At 54.9% G+C, this 23,177-nt stretch carries 25 protein-coding genes and 1 pseudogene; 7 read left to right on the plus strand and 19 right to left on the minus strand.

Annotated elements, in window-relative coordinates; all coding sequences use genetic code 11:
• Positions 1-376: 376 nt before the first annotated feature.
• Positions 377-1,141 (minus strand): SDR family NAD(P)-dependent oxidoreductase, encoded by a 765-nt coding sequence (locus IOB61_RS07380; RefSeq protein ID WP_290814495.1) that lies wholly within the window; start codon positions 1,139-1,141, stop codon positions 377-379.
• A 161-nt stretch (positions 1,142-1,302) separates the two neighbouring features.
• Here IOB61_RS07380 and IOB61_RS07385 point away from each other — a divergent pair, with 161 nt between their 5' ends.
• Positions 1,303-1,626 carry a helix-turn-helix domain-containing protein gene (locus IOB61_RS07385; protein ID WP_290814498.1) on the plus strand — a complete coding sequence of 108 codons (324 nt, stop codon included), beginning with the start codon at positions 1,303-1,305 and terminating at the stop codon, positions 1,624-1,626.
• Positions 1,627-1,895: 269 nt separating this feature from the next.
• On the opposite strand, the gene IOB61_RS07390 is transcribed toward IOB61_RS07385, so the two are convergent.
• Complete coding sequence (locus IOB61_RS07390) at positions 1,896-2,321, minus strand: SCP2 sterol-binding domain-containing protein (RefSeq protein ID WP_290814501.1); 426 nt, start codon at positions 2,319-2,321, stop codon at positions 1,896-1,898.
• A 17-nt stretch (positions 2,322-2,338) separates the two neighbouring features.
• Positions 2,339-2,794: a nuclear transport factor 2 family protein gene (locus tag IOB61_RS07395; RefSeq protein ID WP_290814504.1), complete on the minus strand. Its 456-nt coding sequence runs from the start codon at positions 2,792-2,794 to the stop codon at positions 2,339-2,341.
• Between the two features lie 78 nt (positions 2,795-2,872).
• Between IOB61_RS07395 and IOB61_RS07400 the strand changes: the two genes are divergently transcribed.
• A complete protein-coding gene (locus IOB61_RS07400) occupies positions 2,873-3,691 on the plus strand; it encodes a helix-turn-helix domain-containing protein (protein ID WP_290814507.1) in 819 nt (272 codons plus the stop codon).
• Between the two features lie 48 nt (positions 3,692-3,739).
• On the opposite strand, the gene IOB61_RS07405 is transcribed toward IOB61_RS07400, so the two are convergent.
• On the minus strand, positions 3,740-4,576 hold the full coding sequence (locus tag IOB61_RS07405; protein WP_290814511.1) for an SDR family oxidoreductase: 837 nt from the start codon (positions 4,574-4,576) through the stop codon (positions 3,740-3,742).
• A gap of 131 nt (positions 4,577-4,707) precedes the next feature.
• Between IOB61_RS07405 and IOB61_RS07410 the strand changes: the two genes are divergently transcribed.
• Positions 4,708-5,673 (plus strand): AraC family transcriptional regulator, encoded by a 966-nt coding sequence (locus tag IOB61_RS07410; protein ID WP_290814514.1) that lies wholly within the window; start codon positions 4,708-4,710, stop codon positions 5,671-5,673.
• A gap of 318 nt (positions 5,674-5,991) precedes the next feature.
• The gene (locus IOB61_RS16825; protein ID WP_367272828.1) at positions 5,992-6,189 is read left to right on the plus strand and encodes a DUF4926 domain-containing protein; all 198 of its coding nucleotides are present in this window, start codon (positions 5,992-5,994) and stop codon (positions 6,187-6,189) included.
• On the opposite strand, the pseudogene arsH reads toward IOB61_RS16825, so the two are convergent.
• From arsH to IOB61_RS07455, 9 genes and pseudogenes are all read right to left on the minus strand, one after another.
• Positions 6,134-6,862: pseudogene (gene arsH, locus IOB61_RS07415) on the minus strand (arsenical resistance protein ArsH). The gene IOB61_RS16825 and the pseudogene arsH overlap by 56 nt on opposite strands.
• 19 nt (positions 6,863-6,881) lie before the next feature.
• On the minus strand, positions 6,882-7,316 hold the full coding sequence (arsC, locus tag IOB61_RS07420) for an arsenate reductase (glutaredoxin) (RefSeq protein ID WP_290814517.1): 435 nt from the start codon (positions 7,314-7,316) through the stop codon (positions 6,882-6,884).
• The gene (gene arsB, locus IOB61_RS07425) at positions 7,313-8,371 is read right to left on the minus strand and encodes an ACR3 family arsenite efflux transporter (RefSeq protein ID WP_290814520.1); all 1,059 of its coding nucleotides are present in this window, start codon (positions 8,369-8,371) and stop codon (positions 7,313-7,315) included. Before arsB ends, arsC begins: the two co-directional genes overlap by 4 nt.
• Entirely contained in the window at positions 8,358-8,732 is a 375-nt protein-coding gene (locus IOB61_RS07430; protein ID WP_290814523.1) for a helix-turn-helix transcriptional regulator, read from the minus strand. The genes arsB and IOB61_RS07430 overlap by 14 nt, the downstream gene beginning before the upstream one ends.
• 138 nt (positions 8,733-8,870) lie before the next feature.
• On the minus strand, positions 8,871-9,926 hold the full coding sequence (locus tag IOB61_RS07435; RefSeq protein WP_290814526.1) for a PepSY domain-containing protein: 1,056 nt from the start codon (positions 9,924-9,926) through the stop codon (positions 8,871-8,873).
• Positions 9,926-12,103 (minus strand): TonB-dependent receptor, encoded by a 2,178-nt coding sequence (locus tag IOB61_RS07440; protein ID WP_290814528.1) that lies wholly within the window; start codon positions 12,101-12,103, stop codon positions 9,926-9,928. Before IOB61_RS07440 ends, IOB61_RS07435 begins: the two co-directional genes overlap by 1 nt.
• 375 nt (positions 12,104-12,478) lie before the next feature.
• Positions 12,479-13,063 (minus strand): fasciclin domain-containing protein, encoded by a 585-nt coding sequence (locus tag IOB61_RS07445; protein ID WP_290814531.1) that lies wholly within the window; start codon positions 13,061-13,063, stop codon positions 12,479-12,481.
• Positions 13,064-13,144: 81 nt separating this feature from the next.
• Complete coding sequence (locus tag IOB61_RS07450) at positions 13,145-14,422, minus strand: glycoside hydrolase family 130 protein (RefSeq protein ID WP_290814534.1); 1,278 nt, start codon at positions 14,420-14,422, stop codon at positions 13,145-13,147.
• Entirely contained in the window at positions 14,419-16,755 is a 2,337-nt protein-coding gene (locus tag IOB61_RS07455; protein WP_290814537.1) for a glycosyltransferase family 4 protein, read from the minus strand. The genes IOB61_RS07450 and IOB61_RS07455 overlap by 4 nt, the downstream gene beginning before the upstream one ends.
• A 317-nt stretch (positions 16,756-17,072) precedes the next feature.
• On the opposite strand from IOB61_RS07455, the gene IOB61_RS07460 reads away from it, so the two are divergent.
• Together IOB61_RS07460 and IOB61_RS07465 are read left to right on the plus strand one after the other, a co-directional pair.
• Positions 17,073-17,762, plus strand: coding sequence for a superoxide dismutase (locus IOB61_RS07460; RefSeq protein WP_290814540.1), 690 nt, complete (start codon positions 17,073-17,075; stop codon positions 17,760-17,762).
• A 38-nt stretch (positions 17,763-17,800) separates the two neighbouring features.
• The gene (locus IOB61_RS07465; RefSeq protein ID WP_290814542.1) at positions 17,801-18,028 is read left to right on the plus strand and encodes a CsbD family protein; all 228 of its coding nucleotides are present in this window, start codon (positions 17,801-17,803) and stop codon (positions 18,026-18,028) included.
• A gap of 289 nt (positions 18,029-18,317) precedes the next feature.
• Here the strand turns inward: IOB61_RS07465 and IOB61_RS07470 are convergent, their stop codons facing one another.
• The 5 genes from IOB61_RS07470 to IOB61_RS07490 form a co-directional block, all read right to left on the minus strand.
• Complete coding sequence (locus IOB61_RS07470) at positions 18,318-18,671, minus strand: YMGG-like glycine zipper-containing protein (RefSeq protein WP_290814544.1); 354 nt, start codon at positions 18,669-18,671, stop codon at positions 18,318-18,320.
• A 47-nt stretch (positions 18,672-18,718) separates the two neighbouring features.
• Complete coding sequence (locus IOB61_RS07475; RefSeq protein ID WP_290804887.1) at positions 18,719-18,892, minus strand: DUF1328 domain-containing protein; 174 nt, start codon at positions 18,890-18,892, stop codon at positions 18,719-18,721.
• A gap of 102 nt (positions 18,893-18,994) precedes the next feature.
• The gene (locus IOB61_RS07480) at positions 18,995-20,575 is read right to left on the minus strand and encodes a sensor histidine kinase (RefSeq protein ID WP_290814546.1); all 1,581 of its coding nucleotides are present in this window, start codon (positions 20,573-20,575) and stop codon (positions 18,995-18,997) included.
• A gap of 89 nt (positions 20,576-20,664) precedes the next feature.
• Entirely contained in the window at positions 20,665-21,327 is a 663-nt protein-coding gene (locus IOB61_RS07485) for a sigma-70 family RNA polymerase sigma factor (RefSeq protein ID WP_290814548.1), read from the minus strand.
• Complete coding sequence (locus tag IOB61_RS07490; protein ID WP_290814550.1) at positions 21,324-21,530, minus strand: NepR family anti-sigma factor; 207 nt, start codon at positions 21,528-21,530, stop codon at positions 21,324-21,326. The genes IOB61_RS07485 and IOB61_RS07490 overlap by 4 nt, the downstream gene beginning before the upstream one ends.
• A gap of 199 nt (positions 21,531-21,729) precedes the next feature.
• Here IOB61_RS07490 and IOB61_RS07495 point away from each other — a divergent pair, with 199 nt between their 5' ends.
• On the plus strand, positions 21,730-22,488 hold the full coding sequence (locus IOB61_RS07495; protein WP_290814552.1) for a response regulator: 759 nt from the start codon (positions 21,730-21,732) through the stop codon (positions 22,486-22,488).
• Between the two features lie 91 nt (positions 22,489-22,579).
• Here IOB61_RS07495 and IOB61_RS07500 read toward each other — a convergent pair whose 3' ends face one another.
• On the minus strand, positions 22,580-23,161 hold the full coding sequence (locus IOB61_RS07500) for an RcnB family protein (RefSeq protein ID WP_290814554.1): 582 nt from the start codon (positions 23,159-23,161) through the stop codon (positions 22,580-22,582).
• Between the last annotated feature and the right edge of the window lie 16 nt (positions 23,162-23,177).

Genomic DNA, 23,177 nt, shown 5'->3' on the forward strand with positions numbered 1-23,177 from the left:
AAAAGAACCTCCACCGTTGGCTTGCCCATGGTGCATTCCATAAATGGAATGCACCCTACAGCTCGAACGGCGTAAGGAAGACTAGGGCAATAGCAATACGCTTCACGCCGTAGGGTGCATTCCGACAGGAATGCACCACATATACAGCGCTGTTTTTAAATTATATTTCGCTTCGAAACGCCTTTGCCGCAGGCTCTGCCTTCGCAAAGGCTTCGATCGAGTTTGTGCGCGCAAGACTTATTGAACGGCTTCAAGGCAAGCAAAGCGACGCATTGAACCGTTCCAAGTCAAAAGAACCTCCACCGTTGGCTTGCCCATGGTGCATTCCATAAATGGAATGCACCCTACGGCTCGAGCGGCGTGACGGAGACTAGGGCTATAGTTTTGTGCCGCCCGACGCGTTCACGATTGTGCCGGTAAGCCAAGCACCATCAGGCCCGGCAAGGAAGGCAATCACACTGGCGATGTCTTCTGGTTGACCGGTGCGCTTCAGGGCTTGCATGTCATTGGCTGTCGCCTTGCCCTCGTCAGAGCCTAGCCATGCGCTCATGTCGGTATGGATCGCGCCGGGCGCAACACCGGAAACACGAATGCCCTTCGGGCCCAGTTCCGCAGCCAGATGCAAGATCAATGTATCTACCGCGCCCTTGCTGGCCGCATAGGCAGGGATTCCCGCAAAATAGGTTTTTGACACGACAGACGTGACAAACACGACGCGGCCACCATCGGGGATCACCTCAACCAAGTTTTGGGTCAAGAGGAAGGGCGCAACAACATTGACCGCGAAGGTTTCCGTCAAGGTCGCGACAGCTGTCTCAGCAAAGCCACTGAAATGTGCAATCCCGGCATTATTGACCAGGATGTCGAGCGTAGCATTCCCCTTGGCGGCTTGAAGAATTTCCTTGGTGCGGGCGGCAAGCTTGATGACCTCATCTGCTTGAGCAAGGTCGGCTTGTACTAAAGCGCCTTCCCCGCCCGCATGACGAATCTCCGCCAAAACCGCCTCTGCCGCGGCGGCATTCTTGCCATAATGGAGCACAACAAAGGCCCCATCTTGCGCCAAGCGTTTAGCGGCTTCTGCACCAATGCCGCGCGAAGCACCTGTTACCAATGCTGTTTTTCCATTCAATTTCTGTGTCATGTCATGGTCACTCCAGACGGTCCATCCGTCCTATGGCTCACAGGTAACAAGTGTAGTTCGTTATTTCAATAAATCCGAACTATTGAAATTCTGAACTCTGGACATAGAAATTTTAAAGTCATTGGTTGCGCTCCCCCACGGAATTTGCGCTATAAGGAGCTATGCAAAGCTTTATCCACCCCGACATGAGAGATGTGACCCTTGATGCTGTCCTCTATGCGCTGGCAGACCCGGCGCGGCGTGCCATCGTGCGTGCGCTGGCGGCGGATCGGGCGTGTGAGGGCAAGGGCCTATCCTGCAACGCGGCGGCGCCCCCGGACCTACCTAAGGCCACCATGTCGCAGCACTATGCCAAATTGAGAGCAGCTGGCGTGGTGCGCGCCACCCGCAAGGGCGTCTCGGTCATTCATACGCTTCGGTGTGACGAGATTAATGCCAAGTTCCCGGGTCTTTTGCCGGCAATTCTAGAGGCGGTTGAAGTCTAGCCAAAGCCTTCCCGCCGTAGGGTGCATTCCGACAGGAATGCACCATGTGTGCAACGCTGTTTTTAAATTATATTTTGTTTCGGAACGCCTTTAAGGCAAAGGCGTTGAGCGAGTTTGGGCGCGCAAGACTTGTTGAACGGCTTCAAGGCAAGCAAAGCGAGGCATTGAAGCGTTCCAAGTCAAAAAAACCTCCACCGTTGGCTTGCCCATGGTGCATTCCATAAATGGAATGCACCCTACGGCGCGAAGCCCGTTGTTAGGATGCAATTTCATGTCCAAGAGGTCGACACCTCTTGCGCGGACTTGACCATGGCCACGGTCGCCTGAGCATAACGCATGACCTGCAACATATTGCCAGTCACCTTTAATTGTCGCGTAGCCAAAGCCGTCGTCGGATGCAATGTGCCCTCGCACAGGCGTCGCCATACAGCTGTCCGCGCGCGAAACACGAAAGGAGCGTCGCGAGTTGCAGGATCGCCGGTTGACGTCCAAGCAGCCACATCGCGGCATTTTCCCTCATAGATATCAAGCCAGAGGAATCGGCAGGTTTCGGTATCTTGGAATAGGACTGCCCCCTGCCAAGTCGCTGCAAGGCGAGCATAGGCCGTGTTGAGATTGAGACGTTCCATCAGAGCTTTACCCCATTCAAGACTGGCAAATGGGACCGATGCGATCGTGTTTCGGCGATAGGCCATCCGCAATAAACTCCCGATCACGTGTAAGAAGCATCTAGATTGAGATCTGCTCCATAAGATTCTAGCCAGTCGAGCGTGTCAGCGGCGTCAGCTAGACCGAGGTCATAAAGGTCCGTCATCAGGAAAATATGGTCGTCGCGAAAGAACCAATGGCAATCGACCCCAAAACGCAGCGGCGGGCGACCATCTTTCTCATAGGTACTCATAACAACGGCTGAGACAGCATTCGGCTCATGCAAGCGAACCTTACCTGCCCGCCATTCACGGCGATCAAATTTCTGATCGAAACCGGCAAAGGAGCTCTTAAACCCGTCGATCACGGCGGTGCGGCCTTTAACCTCGCACGCATAGGGCCCGCCTGCCACGACATACATGCAATCCTCGCTTAAATGTTTGACCGCATCAGACCAATCACCCGTCTGAACTGCGGCTTCAAATGCATCGATCCACGCTTTCCAACTTTCATAGAGCATAAACGACCTCCTTGCTTGTGCTCACCTATGCATCACGCTAAAGTAATCAATTCAATTACTAGAAGGTCATAATCGAGTATGGAGTTCAGAAGCTGTCTTGCCGCACTGCGTCGCCGCGCGCGCATGTCCCAGCTTGAGCTCGCGCACGCCTCAACGGTCTCGCAGCGTCATATCAGCTTTTTAGAAAGCGGACGCGCCAGCCCAGGTCCAGGCGTGGTAGGGAAGTTGAGCAAAGCCCTACAACTGACGTTTCAAGACACAAATCGCCTGTATGAATCGGCGGGACTTAAAGCTCCAAGCAAAGCATTTGTCTGGGACGATCAGGAATTCTCAGTATCGCGCGCCACAATTGAAGCCTTGATGACCAAGCATGCCCCGTTTCCTGCGCTTGCGACGCGTCGTTGTGGAAACATCCTTATGTCCAATCAGGTCTATCAGACCCTCATCGACTGGGCATTCATGCAACCAGGTGCCGTGCGCCCCCAGGCCCATGTCTTTACCAATCTGTTCGATCTTACCCTGCATCCAAATGGGCTTATTCAATTCATGGATAACCCAGATGAAATCATTCCCCATTCGTTGAGACGCCTGCGGTCAGCGGCTGCCTCTAGCACCGCCGCCGCCGCTGTTTTGGCAGAAATTGACCGATACAAGCACCTCCAGCCCTTCGCAGAAATCCAAGACAAAGGCGAAAGTCTTCATGCCAGCGTCCTGGTTGAGCGCTACCACCTTGGGCAGGCCAAGGTCAGTCTCGTTTCGATGGTGGCGAGTTTCGGCAGTCCAGAAGATGTGACAACTCAAGAAATTCAAGTCGAACTCTTCTTCCCTGCTGATGACGAGACGCGAACCTTCTTCGACAAACTCAACACGCCGAACATGCACACTGGATCGGACTAGGCAGCGGACACTGTGATAGAAATGCGCTTCGCGCCGTAGGGTGCATTCCTAAACCACCCAAGCGTCTTTGAAATCTTGCGCGTACGCGGCAAAGGCTCGGGGCTTGGTGCCCGTGATGGTCTCGACCGCCGGGGTAATGGCTTCTGAATAGCCGGCCTTGAAGAAGCCCAGGATGGTGATCAGAAAATGGGCATAATCTGTGGGCAGGCCCGTGGCGAGAAGTTGGGCCAGCATGGCCTCGTCCGAAATCTCTTCATAAACGATGGTCCGGCCCGTCGCGTTTGACAGAAGGGCAGCGACTTCGTCGTGATCCAGCGCCTCTCCGCCGGTTAAATCGAAGTCCTGATTATCGCGGTCACGCTGGGTCAAAAGGACTGAAACCACGGCGGCAATATCCCGCGCATCGATAAAGCTGCCCTTGGCCTTGCCGACCGGAAGAAGCACTTTGCCCTGCTCCAAAATGCCTTGAATCCAGAAAGTGTGGAAGTTCTGCATGAACCAATTGGGGCGGATGATGTTATAGGCGAGGCCAGATTGCTCCAGATGCCGCTCGACCTTACGGAATGGTGCTGCTTCATCGGCATTGGCCCCCATAGCGGTCATCAAAACCAACTTTTGAACGCCGCTGGCTACCGCTTGATCGATCACCGGATTGAGCAGCTCGTTTTGGTTGGTATAGCCCGGGGGCGACAGGAGAAAAGCCGCGTCTATGCCTGCAAAGACGGTCGCAAGGCCCTCGCCCGTTATAAGATTGAGGTGCGCTTCTTGGGCAGAGGTCGGGGCGCGGCTGGTGGCGCGCACCACATCATGGCCTTGATCCGACAAAAGCCGCACGAGTTCGGTCCCGACAGTTCCATTCGCGCCGATCACAAGTATCTTAGACATCATCATTTCCCTTCATGAGTTGGTGGCTTGCATTTAATCGCTTAAAATGGGATGATAAATGGCAAAAATGATAGATTACATGTCAATTCGTCCAGCCTTGGGCGATGGTTTCAGATGATTGGACAAGGCGCATGGACCTTCTAACCGACATTTTGCAGGAGGCTGGCCTGAAGCGGCGCTTGCTGGACCTTCGCAGTTTGGACGCGCAATCCCCGCTACAATTTCCCTGTGAGAAGAGTATGGGCCTGCATGTCGTCACACGCGGGCGGGCCTATATTCACGCCCCCAGCTTGAAGGAGCCTATCGCTATCGAGGCAGGCAGCGTTGTGCTGATGGCGCGGGGCTGCACCCATATACTCAGCACCTCTGCAAGCTATGACCCCGCCCAAGTCCGCGCCATCACAAGCGATTTGGCTGCAGCACCTTCGGCCTATAATCCCTCGCCCAGTTCCAGCACGCTAATCAGCGGCGCCTATCAATTCTGGCACGAGCCCGTGCACGCCCTATTTCGTGAAATTCCAGACTGGTTTGTGCTGGACAATCAAAGCCTAGCCAAATTCCATCCTTTGGTTTTGACGATTGGCCTGTTGGACGAAGAATTGAACAAACCCTCCATGGGTGGGCAGACGATCATTTATGGCTTGTTAGACGTCATCTTCACCTATCTCGTGCGCGAAATGGTGGACCAGCTGGGCCATGCCCGCGCAGGCTGGAGCCAAGGGGTTGCCGATCTGCACATACGCAAGGCGGTGACCGCTATGCATGAAGACCCGGCGCATGGATGGACCTTGGAAGAGCTCGCCAAGCAGGCGGGCCTATCACGCACCCTATTGGCCGATCGGTTTCGCCGCACGATGGGCGACACGCCTTTGAGCTATCTCCGGGCTTTGCGCGTGCAAAAGGCGATGACCCTCTTGTCCGAGACCGACCCAACACTGGAACAGGTTGCACGCGCAGTGGGGTTCAGCGACCCCTTCAGCTTCTCCAAAGTCTTCAAAAAACTTGTCGGCCAATCCCCTAGCGATTTCCGCCGTCAGGCCAAGCTGGATCAGGCCTCGCCTTGGAAACTAAGAGCGGGAAAAAGTGAACTTCAGTGAAGTTTGGGTAGAGGGGCCGTTCAAAGAAACCAGCGCTAAATCGCTCGACCCCCCAAATGAACAGGCGAGAAAGCCGAAGCCTTCCCGCTCGGTTTACACCAAAAGCCGCTTGAGTTTAGAAATCTATCTTATACTAGTATAGCCAAAACCACCATACTTGGCCTTCCACTTGTAAGTCGTATCATTGCTCACGATGCGCTCGGCGCACATCACGTTGCGGTACACCCCGCTCTAACTTAGCCAACATAAGATCATCGTGCCTTTCACTAAATCTGCTGCCTCTCATGTCCATCTCCACTTGATGGGATCCCCTTTCAAATGACGGACCAATCGGGGCTCAGGTCACTCGGATTAGTTCAGGGGCAAGTGGGCACCGTGGTGGAATTGCTGGACGATGGCAACGCCTTGGTGGAATTCTGTGATCGAAATGGAGCGACATTTGCTCTGCTAAGTCTGCCGCTCACTTCGCTTCTTCGCCTGGCATATGACCGAGTAGGTGCTGACCTTCGGCATTGACCCGCGCCATGAGCGCGTCGGCGCTTTCTTTGCGCTCACTATAGCGGTCGACAAGATAGGGTGCTTGGTCGCGTGTTAAGAGGGTGAACTTGATCAATTCCTCCATCACATCGACGATGCGGTCATAATAGGGGGACGGTTTCATACGGCCTTGCCCGTCAAATTCCATAAAGGCTTTAGCGACCGAGGATTGGTTGGGAATTGTGATCATCCGCATCCACCGACCCAAAATGCGCATTTGATTGACGGCGTTGAAACTCTGGCTGCCACCACAAACCTGCATAACGGCTAGAGTCTTACCCTGCGTCGGGCGAACGGCACCAATAGACAATGGGATTCAGTCAATTTGTGCCTTCATAATGCCTGTCATCGCGCCATGGCGTTCGGGCGACGTCCAAACCATGCCTTCACACCAAGCGCTCAATTCACGCAATTCTTGGACCTTAGGATGATCAGGTTCAGCATCATCGGGCAAAGGTAAGCCTGACGGGTTAAAGGTACGCGTTTCTGCTCCAAGCGCGGTAAGAATACGGGCCGCCTCTTCGCTGGCTAAACGTGAATAGGACGTCATGCGAACCGAGCCATAGAGCATTAGGATTCGGGGCGGATGGGTGCTCCGTGTGGGTTGTAGCAAAGCGCTGGGGTCAATTGACTTGAAACTGTTTGAATCCAGCTGAGGTAATTCTGAAAGATCAATCAAGCCGCGCTTTTCTCTCGTCTATCAAGAGTTCACCATCCTCTTTGTAAAAGGGGCCCTTGGGTGCCTTGTCCAGTAGGTCCAAAACCGTTTCGCTTGGCCGACACAGGCGGGTACCTTTTGGGGTGGCGACAAAGGGCCGATTTACCAGAATTGGATGGGTCAGCATGGCGCTTAGGATTGCTTGCCCGCTTACCCCTTCTTCTAGGAGGCCCAACTCTTTGGCCGGAGATTTGGTTTCGCGCAGGGCTTGCCTTGGGGTCAAACCAGCAGCGGCAAAAAGCGCCAGAAGCTGGCCATGGGTCCAACCCGCTTGGCAATACTCAATGACTTCTGGCTGATAACCCGTCGCTTCAATGATCGCCAAGACATTGCGCGAGGTTCCACAATCAGGATTGTGAAACATCACAATGGGAAAGAAGTCACTCATGAGTTGTTTGCCTTCAGTCTTGCTTGCACAGCTCTGCCGTCTTCATACCAATCCCGGCTTCGGTTCACGATCGCCACGACCGCCAACATCACCGGGACTTCAATTAAGACCCCCACAACTGTGGCGAGCGCCGCACCACTTGTGACCCCAAAGAGCGAGATGGCCGCCGCAACAGCAAGTTCAAAGAAGTTACTGGCTCCGATCAAAGCAGAAGGCCCCGCCACGCAGTGAGCCTCGCCACTGGCGCGATTAAGCAGATAAGCCAGTCCTGATGTGAAGAAGACTTGAATCAGGATTGGCACCGCCAGAAGCGCGATCACCAAGGGCTGGGCCAATATCTGTTCGCCTTGGAAGCCAAACAGCAGAACCAATGTCGCTAATAGGGCCGTCATCGACACAGGGCCCAGAAATTTCAGGGCACTCTCGAGACGGGAAGGACCACCGGATTGAAGCATAGCCCAACGGATGGCTTGGGCGATCACGACTGGTACGACAATGTAAAGGCCAACGGAAAGAACGAGTGTTTCCCAAGGCACTGTAATGGCTGATAGACCCAATAGAAGGGCGACGATGGGTGCAAAAGCGACAATCATAATGGCGTCATTCAGCGCCACTTGGCTCAATGTAAAATGGGGTTCGCCCTTGGTGAGATTGCTCCACACAAACACCATCGCGGTGCAGGGGGCGGCAGCCAATAGGATAAGGCCTGCGATATAGCTTTCGATCTGGTCCGCAGGCAGCAGCGGGCGAAACAGCCACCCGATAAACATGGCGCCCAAGGCGGCCATCGAAAATGGCTTAACCGCCCAATTGATGAAAAGCGTGATGCCGATCCCGCGCCAATGGGCGGCAACACCCCCTAATGCCCGAAAGTCGATCCGCAACAACATCGGAATAATCATCGCCCAAACGAGGACGGCTACCGGTAGATTGACCTTAGCAATTTCAAGTGCTGCGATCGCTTGAAAGCCTGCTGGGAAGGCCTGCCCTAAGCCGATGCCGACAAGGATCGCAAGGCCAACCCAGAGCGTCAGATAACGTTCAAACAGGTTCATACGTGGCCACTTGATTGGGTTCGGGTGGGCAGCAAGCGATATCAGCGGCATCAAAGGCTGGCTGACATAAATCTGGCCGCCCACCGCAACAATCAGCCATTAGAAAGGCAAAGAGACTACGTGTCCCCTCAATGTTCAAAGCATAATAAACGGTGCGACTCTCCCGCTTTGGGCCAATCAATGCGGCGCGGCTCAATATCCCCAGATGGGTCGACATTGTCGTTACAGGCACCCCCAATTGACGAGCAATTCCACCGGCGGGCACGCCAGCTGCACCAGCTTCTACCAACAGCTTAAACACCCTCAGCCGTGTGGGGTGTGCCAAAGCGGATAAAGCCTCTATCGCATCCTGATCTCTCATATTCCGAGAATTCCAGAATTATTGAGACCAGTCAAGGAGCGAGCCAGGTAGGAACTGTCTAACCGCGGCCAATTAAGGTGGCGAACAAGAAAAATTTGAACGCGAGATATAGCCCGTACCTTTATCTTAGCCTTTCGACTAACGCCTAGCAGGAGCTTTAAAGGCAAAGGCCCAAAGACCATAGAAACCAAGAAGGGCAAGTCCGAGACCGGTCAGGCTCGTGACCCAGTCGATTGTTCGTGTTGTGATAGGGCTATCGCCTAACTTGGCAGCATGGATGGGCCAAATGGCATTCCAGAATCTGTCCCCACCTCCCAAGGCGAGCGCATCCACTTGGCCGACGGCCTGTGAGGTCTCAGGATCTATCCAAACTATCGTTCGCCCATTTGTGTGCCACTCACCAACTTGGCGAAGCCGGATGGCAGCAGGCTTGCCAGGCGCGGACGGCCAAATCGCGATACGAATAGTGGCCGTTGGAAATTGCCTTTGAGCTTCAGACATCGCCCGCGACCAATCGATAATACCAACGCCTGTTTTCGGCGGTTTAGGGATAGTTGCACCTGGAGCAAATGCTTGCAAAGCTGGTCTGGCAAAATCGTCAAACACCAACATAGCGCCCGTTACAGTCGCCAGCATAAGCGGTGCCGCAATGATTAGCCCAAGATCACGATGCGCGATGATCAATTCGCGGCGCTTGCCACTGCTTGGCCAAACTCTTCCGCTGAAAAGCCGCAACGCCGGCAAGGCAATAACAAGACCCGTCAAAGTGAGACCTAAGGCCGCAAGCCCTGATGCACCAGCCACGATCTTCCCGGTCTCACCCGCCAGAAGATAATGGTGTAGATCAAACAACAAAATCTCGAAGCGTTCAGCCCCTGACCAACTGAGGCGTATCCCGCCATCGCGGGAAAGATAAGCACCAGCCTCGTTCGGCAAATTGACGGTATGAAGTCCCAGTTGATTAGTCGCGAATGTGATTGAGCTCGGAGGACCGGCAAATAGCCTATCTTGGGCTTGTTGGGCCACCAAGGCGAAGGTATCGAGGTCGAGGCTCCCAGTTTGACGTGCTTCTGGAATGGTTGCACGCAAGTAGTCGTCCTTCCACACCAATAATGAGCCGGATAAACCCAGGCCAATCAACACAAGCGAAAGCGTCGCGCCCGCCCAAGCATGAACCAGCCGGATCAGGCGCATTAAAACTGCCGCTCAAATGCCAGACTGATCACCCGGCCTCGCCCGGCAAAGAAACGCGCATTGTCGGTCGGCCTTTCGGTATCCGAAATATAGGAAATATATTGCTCGTCGAGAAGATTGGACGCCGATAGAGCCAACGACCACTTACCAAAAGCTCGGCGCACAAAGGCATCGGTCAGGGCGTAGCCATCAAAATCGTTACGCGGATCAAGGCCTAGGCCGGTAAATGATCGGCTCGAATAGATTTGATGTTGGACGCGTACAGACCAAGGTCCACCTGCCCAGTCCGCAGCCAGCATAACACGGTCAGGAGCGATATTAGGACCCGTCATATCGGTATCGACGGCGCCGTCGCTATTAGTGTCGGTTTTCCCCAGAAGCGCAGAGGCTGCAAGCTGCAGGCTCAAACCTTCAACGGGGGTGCGGGCTCGAAGATTCAGGTCAAAGCCACTAATCTCAGTCCGCTGGCGCTGGACTTCATAAATGTCGCCCGCACGCAGCACCAAGAGTGCACCCTTGTCGGAATTGGACCAAAAATGGGCAAAGCTCGCTCGGATTGGGCCTGCATCCATCTCCAGCCCGATTTCAATATTATTCGAGATTACGGGCGAGATGTCGAGGAAAGTGTCGATATCTTGGCCCGGCCGGTTTACCGCGCGCGTGATGCGACCAATGTCCGCCATTGTGAAACCTTCGGTATAAGAGACGTACGCCTTGAAGCCATCGACAATTTCAAATGTGGCCCCCGCATTGACGAGCGACTCTTCAAACGCTGGCTTGCCCCCGTCAACAAGCTGGGGACCATAGAAATACAAGGTGTTATAGGTTGGGATATCGACTGTCGCATTTTCGTGCCGGACTCCAAGCGAAAGGTTCATACGCCCATCGAGAAGAGATTGGTTCACCTGCACAAAATGTGATAGCGACTTATAAGTTGTAGGCGGCACCCAAGCGCGTCCGGTCACGATCAGTTCTTGCATGCTCTCGTCACGAAGGCCATCCAAGCCAGCGGTTAAACGCAATCCCGGAAAAAGGGGCAAAAGTCCGGACCAATCCAGCTTAAAGCCTTGCTTATCTGATAAGTTTGAAGACTGATCAAAAAGGCTCCGGCTTGGATCGATGCGCGGATCTTGAAAGTCAGCAAAGATACCCCCGCCGAAGACGCTCTCAAAGTCGGTAAAGAAAGTCTGGGCCGTAAACGTTCCCCCAAAGACATTGGTGTCGCGATAGTCTAACGATCCAGTCCAAGCATAGTTTACAGGCGCTAACCCCTGCTGTGCCCCGCGAACAGATGAAGTTGGTAGGCCAGTTGTCCGATCGCCCAGCACGACGACATAAGAATTATCACCAGCAAGCTCGAAGTAGTTCACCATGGCTTTGATCTGGCGCGTGTCGCTCAGTGCAAAGCCTGCCCTTGCGAACAAAGACCAAGAACTGGAGTCCTGAAGTTCGCCTTGGGTGCCATCGACCCCAATACGTCGGCCATCACCATCAAAGAAGGCGCCTCGTTTCTCATAAGTGCCACCCACCATCAAATCGAACACGCCAAAGTCGCGGCCAAGTCGCGCAGCAAGCTTACTGCCAGTGCCCTCCCCCTTGAAATCACCTGCAAAACTGGCCTGCGCGAGCGCAGCACCAGTCCAACCTTCGTCTGTGCGTGCATGGCTGGCAGTGACATAATTGATCACGCCCCCTGCTGCTCCAACGCCCTGAATTGCGTTTGATCCGAAAATGACTTCGACACGGTCAATAAAAAAAGGATCAATTGTAAATCCATCACGGCTGCCATCACGTAGCGGTGTCGATTGGGGTACACCATCAATCAAGAATAGGGGCGAACGACCACGCAACGTCTCACCAGCCCCGCTCATTTTCTGACGCGTTGGCGAAAAAGACGGAACGAGGGCCGACACAGCGTCAATCGCGCTCCCACCAATTTGAGCTTGGATGCGGGTCTCCTCTGGGGCGATGATTTGTACTGCAGAAGGCAAGGCGCTCCGCGGCACTCCCACTCTAGCGGCTGTTACGATGATAGTCTCAACTGCATCAGCTGAAGTGGGCACTTGGCTGTTGGACTGTGCAATGGCAGGCCCCGCCAACATTACCCCAGCGAACACCACCAAAAACTTCAAATTGTCGACCTCGCGACACCCACCCATAAGATTTTTGCGCCGCATCGGCCCCTCCAGTTGCAAATCATTCGCAACTAAGGACATAAATGCAAATGACTCGCAACTGCAAAATACATCAGCAGAGCTGAATGAGGGCTGCTTCCGCTGGGTGTCGGCTTTCTAACAAGGACCTCGCCGCCGAGACGCAGTGCACTTCACGACAAACGAATGAGCAGGTCGCGAGTTCAACAGCGTCTTTGACACTGGCCCACTTTGGCTTCGGTTAGGGCACTGCTGGGTCTAGCCGATAATTCTCCATATCGAGGGACATCAATTACCTGCGCGCATCAGTAGGGCGAAGATAATCTTTTGAAGAAGCAATTCTAGTTGGCGACCAGCGCCTCAGTGCCCGAAATGGGCACTGAGGTTGGCCACTTAGACTTAGCGGATATAAGGCAAATCTGCTGGCATGAGCACGGTATCAATGGCATGGATCAGGCCGTTGCTCGCAGGAATATCAGCCTGAACCACCGTCGCATTATTGACGCGAACACCATTGCGACCATCGATCGCGATCGAATGACCTTCCAAAGTTGGGCTCGTCATGGTTAGGCCCATTAGGCCGGAGGACGGTACCCGCCCACTGACGATGTGGTAGGAGACAATACGACGCAAGGCCGCGCGATTTTCAACCTTCAGCAATTTTTCCAGCGTTCCCGCTGGCAGATTGGCAAAGGCTTGGTCTGTCGGGGCAAAAACAGTGATCGGACCCGACATCGTCAAGCGATCATAGAGACCTGCAGCATTGGCCGCGGCCAACAACGTATTGAACTGGCCATAGCCAGCAGCAACAGTTGCAACATCACCTGGACCAACCGCAGGCACAGTCATCACCACCGGATCCGCGGTCACGACGGTTACGGCCTGTGGCTTCGGCGCTTCAATCGTCGTGGTGGAACAAGCGCCCAAAGTCAGCGCGAGGATCGGCAAGATGGCAAAGGTTTTTTGAAACTTAAAAATCGTCATGGGAATATCCTTTAATGGCGGGCAGTCAAAGCTGTCCGCAAGGCAACGTCTGAACTGGCAGCAAGTTCCCCCGATTGTCGGTTAGCGAAGCTTTTGCAGCAATTCAGGAATATCGATCAGAGCAAAAGCCACTGAAGAATCAGCCACGCCGTAGGGTAAGAGTATCTTGCTACTATTACGCAGTGCGCCGCAGGCATAGACCACATTGGGAACATAGCCATTGCGGCCTCGATCGCTGGGGGCCAAGATGGGCTCTGCCGTACGACCCAATACGATGCGCGGATCTTTCTTGTCGAGCAACAGGGCCCCCATTGCATATTTTCGCATCGCGCCCACGCCATGGGTAAGCACCAAAAACCCCTCGTCCAACTCAATCGGAGAGCCGCAATTGCCAGTCTGGACAAGGTCCCAGAGAAATTTTGGGCTCGCAATCATCTCGCCCTTATCCCAATGCAAGAGCGTGTCAGACTGCATGAAGAAATGACTCTCGCCATCATAACGGCCCAGCATGGCATAGGCCCCATCAAGCCGACGGGGAAATAGCGCCATGCCTTTGCCGTCTACGGCCGTCCCCGTCATCGGCTGAAGCTTGAAATCCGTGAAGTTCGAAGTCGTCATCAGCTCTGACCGCACTTCGAAGCCTGAATAAGCGGTATAGGTACCGTGGTATGTAGAAGGCTGCCCGTCCTCCTCAAACCGAACCATGCGCAGGTCTTCAAGCCCGTTGCGCTGAGCATTTGTAACCGGAAAGATGACCGCAGCCGAAATGGGCACTGTGGGCGGTCGCTGAACCGTCACAACACCGTCGCCATCAGGTCCACTAGAATTGGCCGCAAGCGTTGGGCTGGTTTGAGGCCAAATCTGTAAGGTATCGTCATGGGTCAGAATACCCTCGCGAAATGAGATTGAGGAAATATGCCCTTCCCCCACGTTGCGGAGTGAAAGAATAAAGCGCAGATCGCCCGGCCGCATGCCAGACTGGTCGGGATGCGCCACGATGGACGGGTTCGTTACCGCTGCTGCGCAATAAGCATATTCCAGACAGAAAAAAGCGCCGATCAATTCTAAATGAGCGGGACTTAAGGTGTCGCAATCGCCTGCCACTGCCTCACAAATCTTGAGACTGCGCTCGAGGAATAGCCCGCGAGTCTCCCAGTGTCGTCCTTTAAAATCTGCGTTCACATAGTCCAAAGCCTGCAGGCAAATGGCTTGGTCGAGGGTCGCCACTGTATGAAAGATCCGCCGCGCGCGAGCCAATTGGGTTGGGTGTAGATCGCGTGGCTCTGGTGCGATGTGAAATGGACGGATCACAACCAAAGACGGATCAGGTAAAAGAACGCCCTCTAGAAATTGGATCACATGGAAAGCCCAATTGGACTGGTGGGCGGGCTAAGTCCGACACCTGTTACAAGCGCCATCGCGCAATTGGCCATCTGGAGCGCCAATATCGACTCAGCACCTTGATTTCGGTTCACGCCTGTCTCCGTCAAACCATCAAAGCAACCGCCTCGCTGGTCACTCAAGGGCAGACCATTATCATTTTCGCCAAAGAACCACGCGTGGGCCGTCTGGGCCATGATCAGCCATTTACTTTGTTTGGTTGCGGCATAAGCAGCGAGGGCCGCGTCAATGGTGGCACAGGCCTCAATCGGTTGTTGGTCGAGCAGCCGTGGCGGCGCGAAAGCGACCCCTGGGGTCGAACTTCCCACGGCGCGGAAAAAGCCGTTGGGCGCTTTCTGAATGGTGTCGAGCCAAGCCAAGGATTTAAGGCCGATGGCCAGCATATCGGGCCGCCCCAGATTGACACCTGCTTCAATCAAAGCCTGCGGTAGGCGGGCATTGTCATAGGACAAATTGGGCTCCAGCCACTGCCAAGTAGATGCGCTGTGGGTCTCAAATCGCGTCATCAGACCCTCGGCAAACCCGACCAGCATGTCATAGACAGCCAGATTATGTGGCTCGACTTGAAGTAACCGGACTGCCCCAAGGATCGTAAAGCACTGGGCTCTCAGAGACCCTAATGTGGCCACCGATGGCGCGACTTCTTTTGCCAAAGCAATAGCCCACAAGCGAACTTGCTCCTGCTCTGCATTGCAGGCCGTCTCGCCCAGCGCCCAGAAGGTACGACCATTGCTGTCCGCTGAACCCTTGGCCTCGAGCCAAGTCCGATCATAGCCCATAAAATTGCGGAATGCGTGTGTGCTGGGGTTCCACGCGTGCTGAACAAAGGCCGCATAGGTGCGCTCTAGATGGTCTAAAGTAGGGTCCTTATGGCCCAATTGTCGAAATCGCTGGATGAGGATGAGCGCGCGTACCGCGTCATCAATACAATAGCCATGCGCCCGATTGTCTATGCCATAAGACGCATGCTGCATGATCCCGCAAGCATCTGTCACACGTTGCACGGCCAAGAGTGACGGGAGACTTTGCTCATCCAGACGCGGAGCCGCCACATGGGCTTCTTGACGACGCGCCATTGCGGTTTGAAAGGCTGCAGCATAGGCCTCAGCAGACCGCTCCCATATTGTGGTGCGCCCTTTGGTATAAGCCGATTGCCCCGCCGCCAAAAGCTGGTCGGGGTCGCGGAGTAGACGCGTGATGACGCGCGCAAACCCAGCTGAATCGCCAAAATCGACCAAGGCACCACAGGTCTCATCCACCCATTCGGTTGCGTGCCAAAAAGGCGTAGATATCACCGGTTTGCCCAGCGCAATCGCATAAGCCAACGTCCCGGATGTGACTTGGGCTTGGTTTAGATAAGGCGTCACATAAATGTCTGCCGCGCTCAGATAGGTCAGCAACAGTGCTTCATCCACAAAGGCATCCACAAAGCGGATGTGCTCGGCAACGCCCAAATCTTCCGCTAGCCCAATCAAACCATCGCGGTAAGCCTCCCCGTCCACCCGTTTGAGGTTGGGATGGGTCGCGCCCAAGACGACATATAGGGCGTCTGGGTGCGCAGCCACAATTTCAGGCATCGCCGCAATCAATGTCTCGAGTCCTTTGCCGGGCGACAACAAGCCAAAGGTCAATAAAACTTTATAGGGGCTGAGGCCCAAGCTTGCTTTAAAGGAATCCGGGCGCGCGAACGGCCGGTCTGGCGTGCCATGCGGACAAATGGTGATCTTCGCCGGGTCAGCCCCATAAATCTCACCCAACAGGTCGGCACCCTTCTTGGCCATGACAATGACTTGGTCGGCGCGCCGCAAAAGGGCTGCGACCACATGGCGCTGCCCTTGGGTTGGTGTTTCGATCACAGTATGCATGGTGATGACCACTGGGGCGGTCAGGCGGTCGATCAGATCAAGAATATAGGCGCCGTCAATTCCGCCAAAAATCCCAAACTCATGCTGGATCGATATGACGTCGATTCCGAGATGATTGAGGCGGTCAGCAGCCTTACGATAGTCGGATTGTACATGCTGACGGATAAGACACAGCGAAGGTTCCTTTGTTAGAGCGTCGTCATCATCCAAAATACGTACAAGCTCACAGGCCCAGCCGTCCAAAAGGTTCAAAGAGCGCTGAACATCAGCTGTGAAGGTGGCGATCCCACATCGTCTTGGGGGGAAGGTTCCGACAATCGCGACCCGTCTATCTGTTATCGCCGCCGTCTGGGGCAGGAAGCGCAATAGCCCTTCAAGGCTAGGAAGAAGTGTCGTACGCGGGGCATCAGGGGGAGCGGGCTGCATGGACTTGATCCTTATAGCGCCAGCAAAGGCCAGCATGAGTCCATCAACGCCAACACGAAAAAACGGTTCCTTGATAAAGCACCTGCGTAAACTGTTTTGGAACTTCACACGGGCGGAGGCGTAACCCTCCCACAAGGAGACCAAAATGCCCCGCACACCCAAAGTTACTCAAACCAACCCCGCTGAACCGCAGGCAAGTCCCGACAAAAGCAGTATCCTACAGCTCTACGCGCAGGACTTCGACAGCTGGGAATTTACCGAAGCACAACCGCGCGTGTCCCTCTTTTACGACAGCTTCCCGACCCTCGGAGGTCCCGATGTCACTTGAAGGACATAGGCTTTCACCCGATGAGTCTTTCGGAGTATTCAATCGGTCGAATGGCAGTTTTGTTCTACCAAGTTTGCCCTTTGAACTCTCTGCCCTTGTTCCCGTCACTGGCGTTGAAACCTTGAGCGTGCACCTCGGCAAGCACCATCAGGCCTATGTCGACGGGGCAAACCGATTGATGGCACCCATGGCCAAAAAGTTTGAAACGGCAGTTGAGGTCATCCGCTTTGCCCGCAGTATTCAAGCTATTGGGCTCTTAGAACAAGCGGGCCAAACCCTTAACCATGGATTCTTCTGGACGTGCCATCAAGCTGCCGGCCTCACCCGTCCGGAGGGTAGTCTCGAGATTGCAATTAATGGCAAGTTTGGTGACTTCGCGGGCTTTACCGACGCGGCCATTGCCTTGGGCAAGACTAGGGTTGGATCTGGCTGGATTTGGCTGGTAGCGGACCAGGAAGGTGCGGTACGCTTGGAGCTGACCCACGATGCCGAGACACTTCTAGACGACCCAAACCTCGTCGCATTGTTGGTTTGCGACATTTGGGAGCATGCCTATTATCTCGACCGCGATTCCGACCGAGCCGGCTGGATTGATGGTTTCTTCGCACAATTGGCCGACTGGTCAATGGCCAAGTCGCGTTATGAATTTGGACTCAGCCGGGAACCAGATGCCGCCTAGCGCGTTTCATCTTCACCTCCCAACCAAAGGCGAAGATTATGAATAACGACACCATCAAAGGCCAATTCGATCAATTCATCGGCGCTGCCAAGTCCCAATGGGGCAAGTTGACCGATGATGACTTTATGCGCGTCAGCGGCGATCTGCAAAAGCTTAAAGGTGCGGTCCAAGAGCGTTATGGCATCACCAAAGAAGAGGCTGAACAGCAAGTCAGCAAATGGGAATCCAGTCGTCCCCGCGACATGACGGATCGTTCTGGACACTAACCGATCACGCCCACCGGCATCCGACATGGTCCTCTAGCTGGATGCCGCATAGGGCCTGAACCACGTATCAAACACCACGGTCCCCACCGTGATCCCCCTGTTTGCTACTTGGTCTTGGCCGTTGCACTCGACCCCGAGTGTAGCGGCCAATTTTTGGGGCGCGTCGACCGCAGAAAAAGCCAAAGCGGCCCAACTCCCTCACCTTGGTGGGGGAGTTGTCTGTTTGACAAATGACAATTTGAATAAGGGAGAGAATGCCCCCTCCCAATTGGGAAGGGGCATGATTGGTCTACAAACCGCGTGGGGATTGATCGCGCGCCCAGCAGGTACGATTGCTGTTGGGGATAACGTAGTAATAGGCACCATTACGATCCCGGTAGGTCGGACCGCGACGAGCGGTCGCGCATTCATCCCGCCTTTGGTCCAAGCTATAACCACGTACAGCGCCTGCCGTGCCGCCGATGACGGCACCAACAACTGCGCCATTGCCCGCGTCGCCACTGCCCGTGTTATTGCCAATGACCGCACCGGCGAGCGCACCAATTGCGGCACCGGCCCCTGCATTACGTTCCATATTGCCGGTCGTAGTGCAGGCACCCAAGATACTGGCGAGGGCGACTAGTCCAAATGTGAGAGTCTTCATGTTGATTTCCATTTCGATGTGAGGGGGAGGTAGGATGTGATTTTGGACTAGCTCGGCAGTCTGCCTCGTAGGGCAGCGGCAATGGCACTAATGAGAAACAGGACCGCAAAGACGAAGAAGAGGATCTTGGCGATGTCGACTGAAGCGCTAGCGATGCCACCAAAACCCAGCACCCCTGCAATCAACGCCAAAATCAAGAAACTTATTGACCAACGTAACATGTCGGTTTTCCTTTCCGTGAAGGTGGGTCCACATGGCCCACGCCATGCAGATCAAACGCTGGCTCGGCACATACGTTCCCTCCACGCCTTGGCCGTCTCAGCTCAAGGGTTCACCAGAAGGAAGCTCACCCCGACACACGACCCGCCACCATCAAAAGGAGACAGTGTCAGCCTACTGCCCAATTGACGTCCAAAGGCCGTCAACAAACTATGACCCGTGCCAAGCTTGGACGCCGTCTCAGCCCAGCCAATCCCGGTGTCACAAATTTGTAGACACACCAGTCCGTGCGCATCGACCCGCAAGGAAACATGAACCTGCCCGGTCGCTTCACCCGGGAAAGCGTGGATGATGGCGTTGGTCAGCGCTTCGACCACAAACATAGAGATCGGCACCGCCAAGTCGGTTGCAATCGGCAAGGGGTCGCAATCCCATTCTATTTTGATCCGCTGCATCTGGACCGGGTAGCTGCGTCGGATTTGCGCACACAGATCGGCCAGCAAAAGCTGCACATCAATGGTCGAGGCATGCGCCAAATCATCACTTTCAACGATCAAACGCTGCACCAAGGCCAAGGCCGTCACCCGCGCTTGCACTTGTTCTAAAGGCGCACGCAGCTCTGGCGTCTCGAGTTGACGGGCCTGCAAGCTCAATAAGCTCAAGACAACTTGGATGTTGTTTTTGACCCGATGATGCAGCTCGCGAACCAAAGCATCTTTTTGCTTGGCGATTTGAATAAGATGGCGATCGCGCAGATCGACACGGGCTGCCATGGCAACCATTTCCTCATGAAGCTCAAGCAATTCTTGGGGTTCAAACGCGTCACCTAAATGATCTGCGGGTACAAGGCCTGCGCCATAATGCTTAGCAATCGCGCGAAGTCGCTCAATCGGGCGGATGGCCCAATATTCCATCGCGAACCAAGTGGCTGCACCAGCAAACAACAAAGCGATCAGCGGCAGCGCAATGTCGGTTGCCATATGAAAGAAGGTGGAGGAGTACAACACCTCGTCGGGCATTGCGTAACGCACCGAAAGATGACCCGGAACGAGGAGGTAGGAAGAAGTTGACCACGTCTTGCCTTGATTATCACGTGTGACCTCAATCGGGTCACGCGCGCGCGCCTGCGGTGTCGCGTGCTGCGCATCAACCAAAGTCAAACTTGCGCGTCTGTCCAGCATGCGACGATTTAGATCTTGCTCGAGACGGTTCAGATCCAAACCGAATACGATATGGCCATCAGGATTGGCTTGGGGATCGACAAGCCCTAGCGCGACGATGAGGCTTGGTTGGCCCGTCGCGCGATCAATTACTGGGCCGGCGGCAGACAGTTCTTGGCCAGGGGATAATTCACGCCACCAGATTCGGTCACTGACATTGCTTGTCACCGAGATTGGGTGGGCGGCGCAAAGAATTTTGCCTTTTGAGTCGATCCTTGCGAGGTTGGAAACAAAGGGCATGCCGACCAGCGCAATGGCTAGGGTTTCACGGCATGTTACAGAACCTTTTCGAACGTCATCGCGGCTGCTTAAGCGCACCAAGGCTTGCTGGCCCGTTTCAATGACATGCATGCCCTGCTCGCCAGCGATTGAGACCTGATCTGTGAGACTAGACTGAACGACTTGGCGATCATGCGATAGACGGGCAAAGGCTTGTGCAAAACTGATCAAAAAGACCGGGACCATAGCTCCGCCCACGGCAACCAAGAGCAATCCCCGTAAGGACTGGCTTTGAATCCATGTCCGCCAAAAGGTAGAGATACGCGCGGGCAACATTAGCTACGGTTGGGGTCAAGTCGGCGGAGTTCGCCCAAGATGGCCTCGCTAGCCTGTGCACTGGTGGGTCTGACCTGACCAAGGTCACGTTGTCGATTATCAACATAGTCGCGCAAAAAGGCTCTGCCGCGCGCAACCCGGCTTTTAACCGTGCCAGTGGCGCAGCCAATAATTTGTGCTGCCTCTTCATAGGCAAAGCCGCCAGCACCAACCAAGATCAGCGCTTCACGCTGTTGTGCCGGCAAAGCTTGGAGGCCTGCGGCCAATTCGGCCAAAGCCATATGGCCTTGTTGGGCGGGTTCACAGACCAAGAGCTTCTCAGCGGCATCTGGGTCCCAAGGGGCCACGCGCCGTTGCTTGCGACACCAAGAATAATAGTGGTTGCGCAGGATGGTAAAAATCCAAGCCTTAAAGTTGGTGTTGGGCAAATAGCTCGCACGCGCCGCCCAAGCTTTTGCCAAAGCCTCTTGTGCCAAATCATCGGCCAGATCAGCCCGCCCACACAGACCGCGGGCGAACGCGCGTAGCGGTGGGATAACCAAGACTAGCTTTGAGGCGAATTCAGCCGCCAGCGTGCGCGCCAACTCGACGTCGACTTCCGGCAGTTTAATCGGCTGAATTGCGACACCGCGACGGGCAAAATACAAACGTTCTCCGGTCATGAGCTTGGTTCGATTTCTGCGGCATCTGGTGCAGCCTCTAGAGCAGCATCAATCTGGGCGAGAAGATCGCTGAAATCATCGGGCACAGGTTCGAGTAGGACTTCGCGGTATAGGGTGCGAAGGCCCGCCACAATCGGGTCATCATTCAGGTCAGGGGTAACATCATGTGGTGTATCGATTGGCGGAAGTGGCGACTGAGGCACTCAGCGAGTCCGTTCTGTGATAAGGCGCGTCTCGATCCCGCTGGATCAAGGTGGCGCGAGCAAGTCTTCAGCAGGGTCGGGATAGGTTTCAGGCCACCCCAGATGGGGTTTTAACGCGGCCGCTTCCAAATCGTTCCACAGGACGGGAACTTATTTCCAAGATGGGCGTTGTCGCGGTGCAAGCCTTGAGGAGAATTCCATGTCAACAGTAGCCAATTTCGGCCCACACCTTCCCATCCTGCGCCGTTATGCGCGCGCGATGACCGGTTCGCAAGTCAGCGGGGATGCCTGTGTTCGAGCGGCATTAGAGGCCATTCTGGCAGCACCCACCCAAATCTCGACGGCCTATCCGCCGAAAGTAGAATTGTTCCGATTATTCCACGCGGTTTGGACCTCAGTCGCCCCAGCGCTGGACCCAAAATTGCGACCCGAGCGAAGTGCCCTTCTCCTCACGGCAGTTGAAGGCTTTAGTCATGATGAAGCTGGGATTGTCCTTGGCAAATCGGCTTTGGTTGTCGGGGAAGAAATTCAGCAGGCGCGCGCTGCCATCCAATCGGAATCGATTGGTCAAGTCCTCATCATCGAAGATGAATCGATCATTGCCATGCACTTGCAAGCGCTGGTGGAAGACCTTGGCCACCGCGTGATCGGTGTTGCCACAACGCGGCGTGAGGCCGTCCACCTTGTTGAGCAAACCCAACCCGATCTGGTCCTCGCCGATATACGCTTGGCTGACGGTTCATCTGGGATTGATGCGGTGGCAGACATTCTGACCCTTTGTGATGTGCCAGCGATTTTCATCACAGCTTTTCCCGAGCGTCTGCTGAGCGGGGAGACATTAGAACCGACCTATTTGATCACCAAGCCTTTCCTGCCTGAAACGGTGACGGCAACGATCAGCCAGGCCATGTTCTTCCATCGCGAAACCCAGCGGGAGCTGTCGGCAAACCGCGCCTAAGTTTTCTCTTTCCACCATCGTCGAAATGCCAAGGCCCGACCAATTCATTGGCCGGGCCTTTGTCTTAATACCAGAAGCGCAAAGCTTGCGCTTAACGTGGACTATTGATGATTACTTGCGCGATGAGGCCACCAACAATGGCCGCCAATAGATAATCACCTCGATCATCCTCGACCCAGCGATAGCCGCGAGGCGGAGCGCGCAGATTGTGGCCACGGTAATCAAGTTCGACGAAGCGTTGGTTGTAACCGCCCAGGCTTTGCCCGCGCGTCCAAGGACGATAGCCCATTGAGAAGCCGCGCTGACGCATTTGCCATTGGGACGGCTGGCCGTAGCGCCATTGGTTGCGATTATTGTAGTAACCATTGTGGACGCCTTGATCCCAAGTCGCACCCCGGCGGCTATCACGCCAAGACTTGCGGTCGCGATTTAGATCTTGGCGATCCTGTCGAACGGCGGCCTCGCGCTGATCAAGGCGATCATCGCGGCGTTCCATCGTGCGATCTTGAGCGTCAGAGCGCTCGCGACGACTAGGCTGGCCATTTTGATCGACCCAACCACCCCCTGCCCGGCCGAACTCAATGCGAGCAGGCTGAGCCGTAGCGGCAGGAACAAAAAAGGCAGGCGAAAGCACAGCCGCCGCCAAGAGATAGGCGCATATTTGACGTTTCATAGGATTTGTCCTTTTG

It is taken from the genome of Aquidulcibacter sp. (assembly GCF_020253525.1).
Taxonomy (GTDB): Bacteria; Pseudomonadota; Alphaproteobacteria; order Caulobacterales; family Aquidulcibacteraceae; genus Aquidulcibacter.

What these genes read in the sequence shown, in the direction of transcription:
- IOB61_RS07380 (WP_290814495.1), bottom strand. Translation starts at nt 1,141, where the DNA reads ATGACACAGAAATTGAATGGAAAAACAGCATTGGTAACAGGTGCTTCG.
- IOB61_RS07475 (WP_290804887.1), bottom strand. Translation starts at nt 18,892, where the DNA reads ATGTTACGTTGGTCAATAAGTTTCTTGATTTTGGCGTTGATTGCAGGG.
- IOB61_RS07500 (WP_290814554.1), bottom strand. Translation starts at nt 23,161, where the DNA reads ATGAAACGTCAAATATGCGCCTATCTCTTGGCGGCGGCTGTGCTTTCG.
- IOB61_RS16825 (WP_367272828.1), top strand. Translation starts at nt 5,992, where the DNA reads ATGACGGACCAATCGGGGCTCAGGTCACTCGGATTAGTTCAGGGGCAA.
- IOB61_RS07495 (WP_290814552.1), top strand. Translation starts at nt 21,730, where the DNA reads ATGTCAACAGTAGCCAATTTCGGCCCACACCTTCCCATCCTGCGCCGT.
- IOB61_RS07385 (WP_290814498.1), top strand. Translation starts at nt 1,303, where the DNA reads ATGCAAAGCTTTATCCACCCCGACATGAGAGATGTGACCCTTGATGCT.
- IOB61_RS07405 (WP_290814511.1), bottom strand. Translation starts at nt 4,576, where the DNA reads ATGTCTAAGATACTTGTGATCGGCGCGAATGGAACTGTCGGGACCGAA.
- IOB61_RS07445 (WP_290814531.1), bottom strand. Translation starts at nt 13,063, where the DNA reads ATGACGATTTTTAAGTTTCAAAAAACCTTTGCCATCTTGCCGATCCTC.
- IOB61_RS07395 (WP_290814504.1), bottom strand. Translation starts at nt 2,794, where the DNA reads ATGCTCTATGAAAGTTGGAAAGCGTGGATCGATGCATTTGAAGCCGCA.
- IOB61_RS07480 (WP_290814546.1), bottom strand. Translation starts at nt 20,575, where the DNA reads ATGGTCCCGGTCTTTTTGATCAGTTTTGCACAAGCCTTTGCCCGTCTA.
- IOB61_RS07400 (WP_290814507.1), top strand. Translation starts at nt 2,873, where the DNA reads ATGGAGTTCAGAAGCTGTCTTGCCGCACTGCGTCGCCGCGCGCGCATG.
- IOB61_RS07460 (WP_290814540.1), top strand. Translation starts at nt 17,073, where the DNA reads ATGTCACTTGAAGGACATAGGCTTTCACCCGATGAGTCTTTCGGAGTA.
- IOB61_RS07430 (WP_290814523.1), bottom strand. Translation starts at nt 8,732, where the DNA reads ATGAGAGATCAGGATGCGATAGAGGCTTTATCCGCTTTGGCACACCCC.
- IOB61_RS07470 (WP_290814544.1), bottom strand. Translation starts at nt 18,671, where the DNA reads ATGAAGACTCTCACATTTGGACTAGTCGCCCTCGCCAGTATCTTGGGT.
- IOB61_RS07390 (WP_290814501.1), bottom strand. Translation starts at nt 2,321, where the DNA reads ATGGCCTATCGCCGAAACACGATCGCATCGGTCCCATTTGCCAGTCTT.
- arsC (WP_290814517.1), bottom strand. Translation starts at nt 7,316, where the DNA reads ATGAGTGACTTCTTTCCCATTGTGATGTTTCACAATCCTGATTGTGGA.
- IOB61_RS07465 (WP_290814542.1), top strand. Translation starts at nt 17,801, where the DNA reads ATGAATAACGACACCATCAAAGGCCAATTCGATCAATTCATCGGCGCT.
- IOB61_RS07455 (WP_290814537.1), bottom strand. Translation starts at nt 16,755, where the DNA reads ATGCAGCCCGCTCCCCCTGATGCCCCGCGTACGACACTTCTTCCTAGC.
- arsB (WP_290814520.1), bottom strand. Translation starts at nt 8,371, where the DNA reads ATGAACCTGTTTGAACGTTATCTGACGCTCTGGGTTGGCCTTGCGATC.
- IOB61_RS07410 (WP_290814514.1), top strand. Translation starts at nt 4,708, where the DNA reads ATGGACCTTCTAACCGACATTTTGCAGGAGGCTGGCCTGAAGCGGCGC.
- IOB61_RS07435 (WP_290814526.1), bottom strand. Translation starts at nt 9,926, where the DNA reads ATGCGCCTGATCCGGCTGGTTCATGCTTGGGCGGGCGCGACGCTTTCG.
- IOB61_RS07485 (WP_290814548.1), bottom strand. Translation starts at nt 21,327, where the DNA reads ATGACCGGAGAACGTTTGTATTTTGCCCGTCGCGGTGTCGCAATTCAG.
- IOB61_RS07440 (WP_290814528.1), bottom strand. Translation starts at nt 12,103, where the DNA reads ATGCGGCGCAAAAATCTTATGGGTGGGTGTCGCGAGGTCGACAATTTG.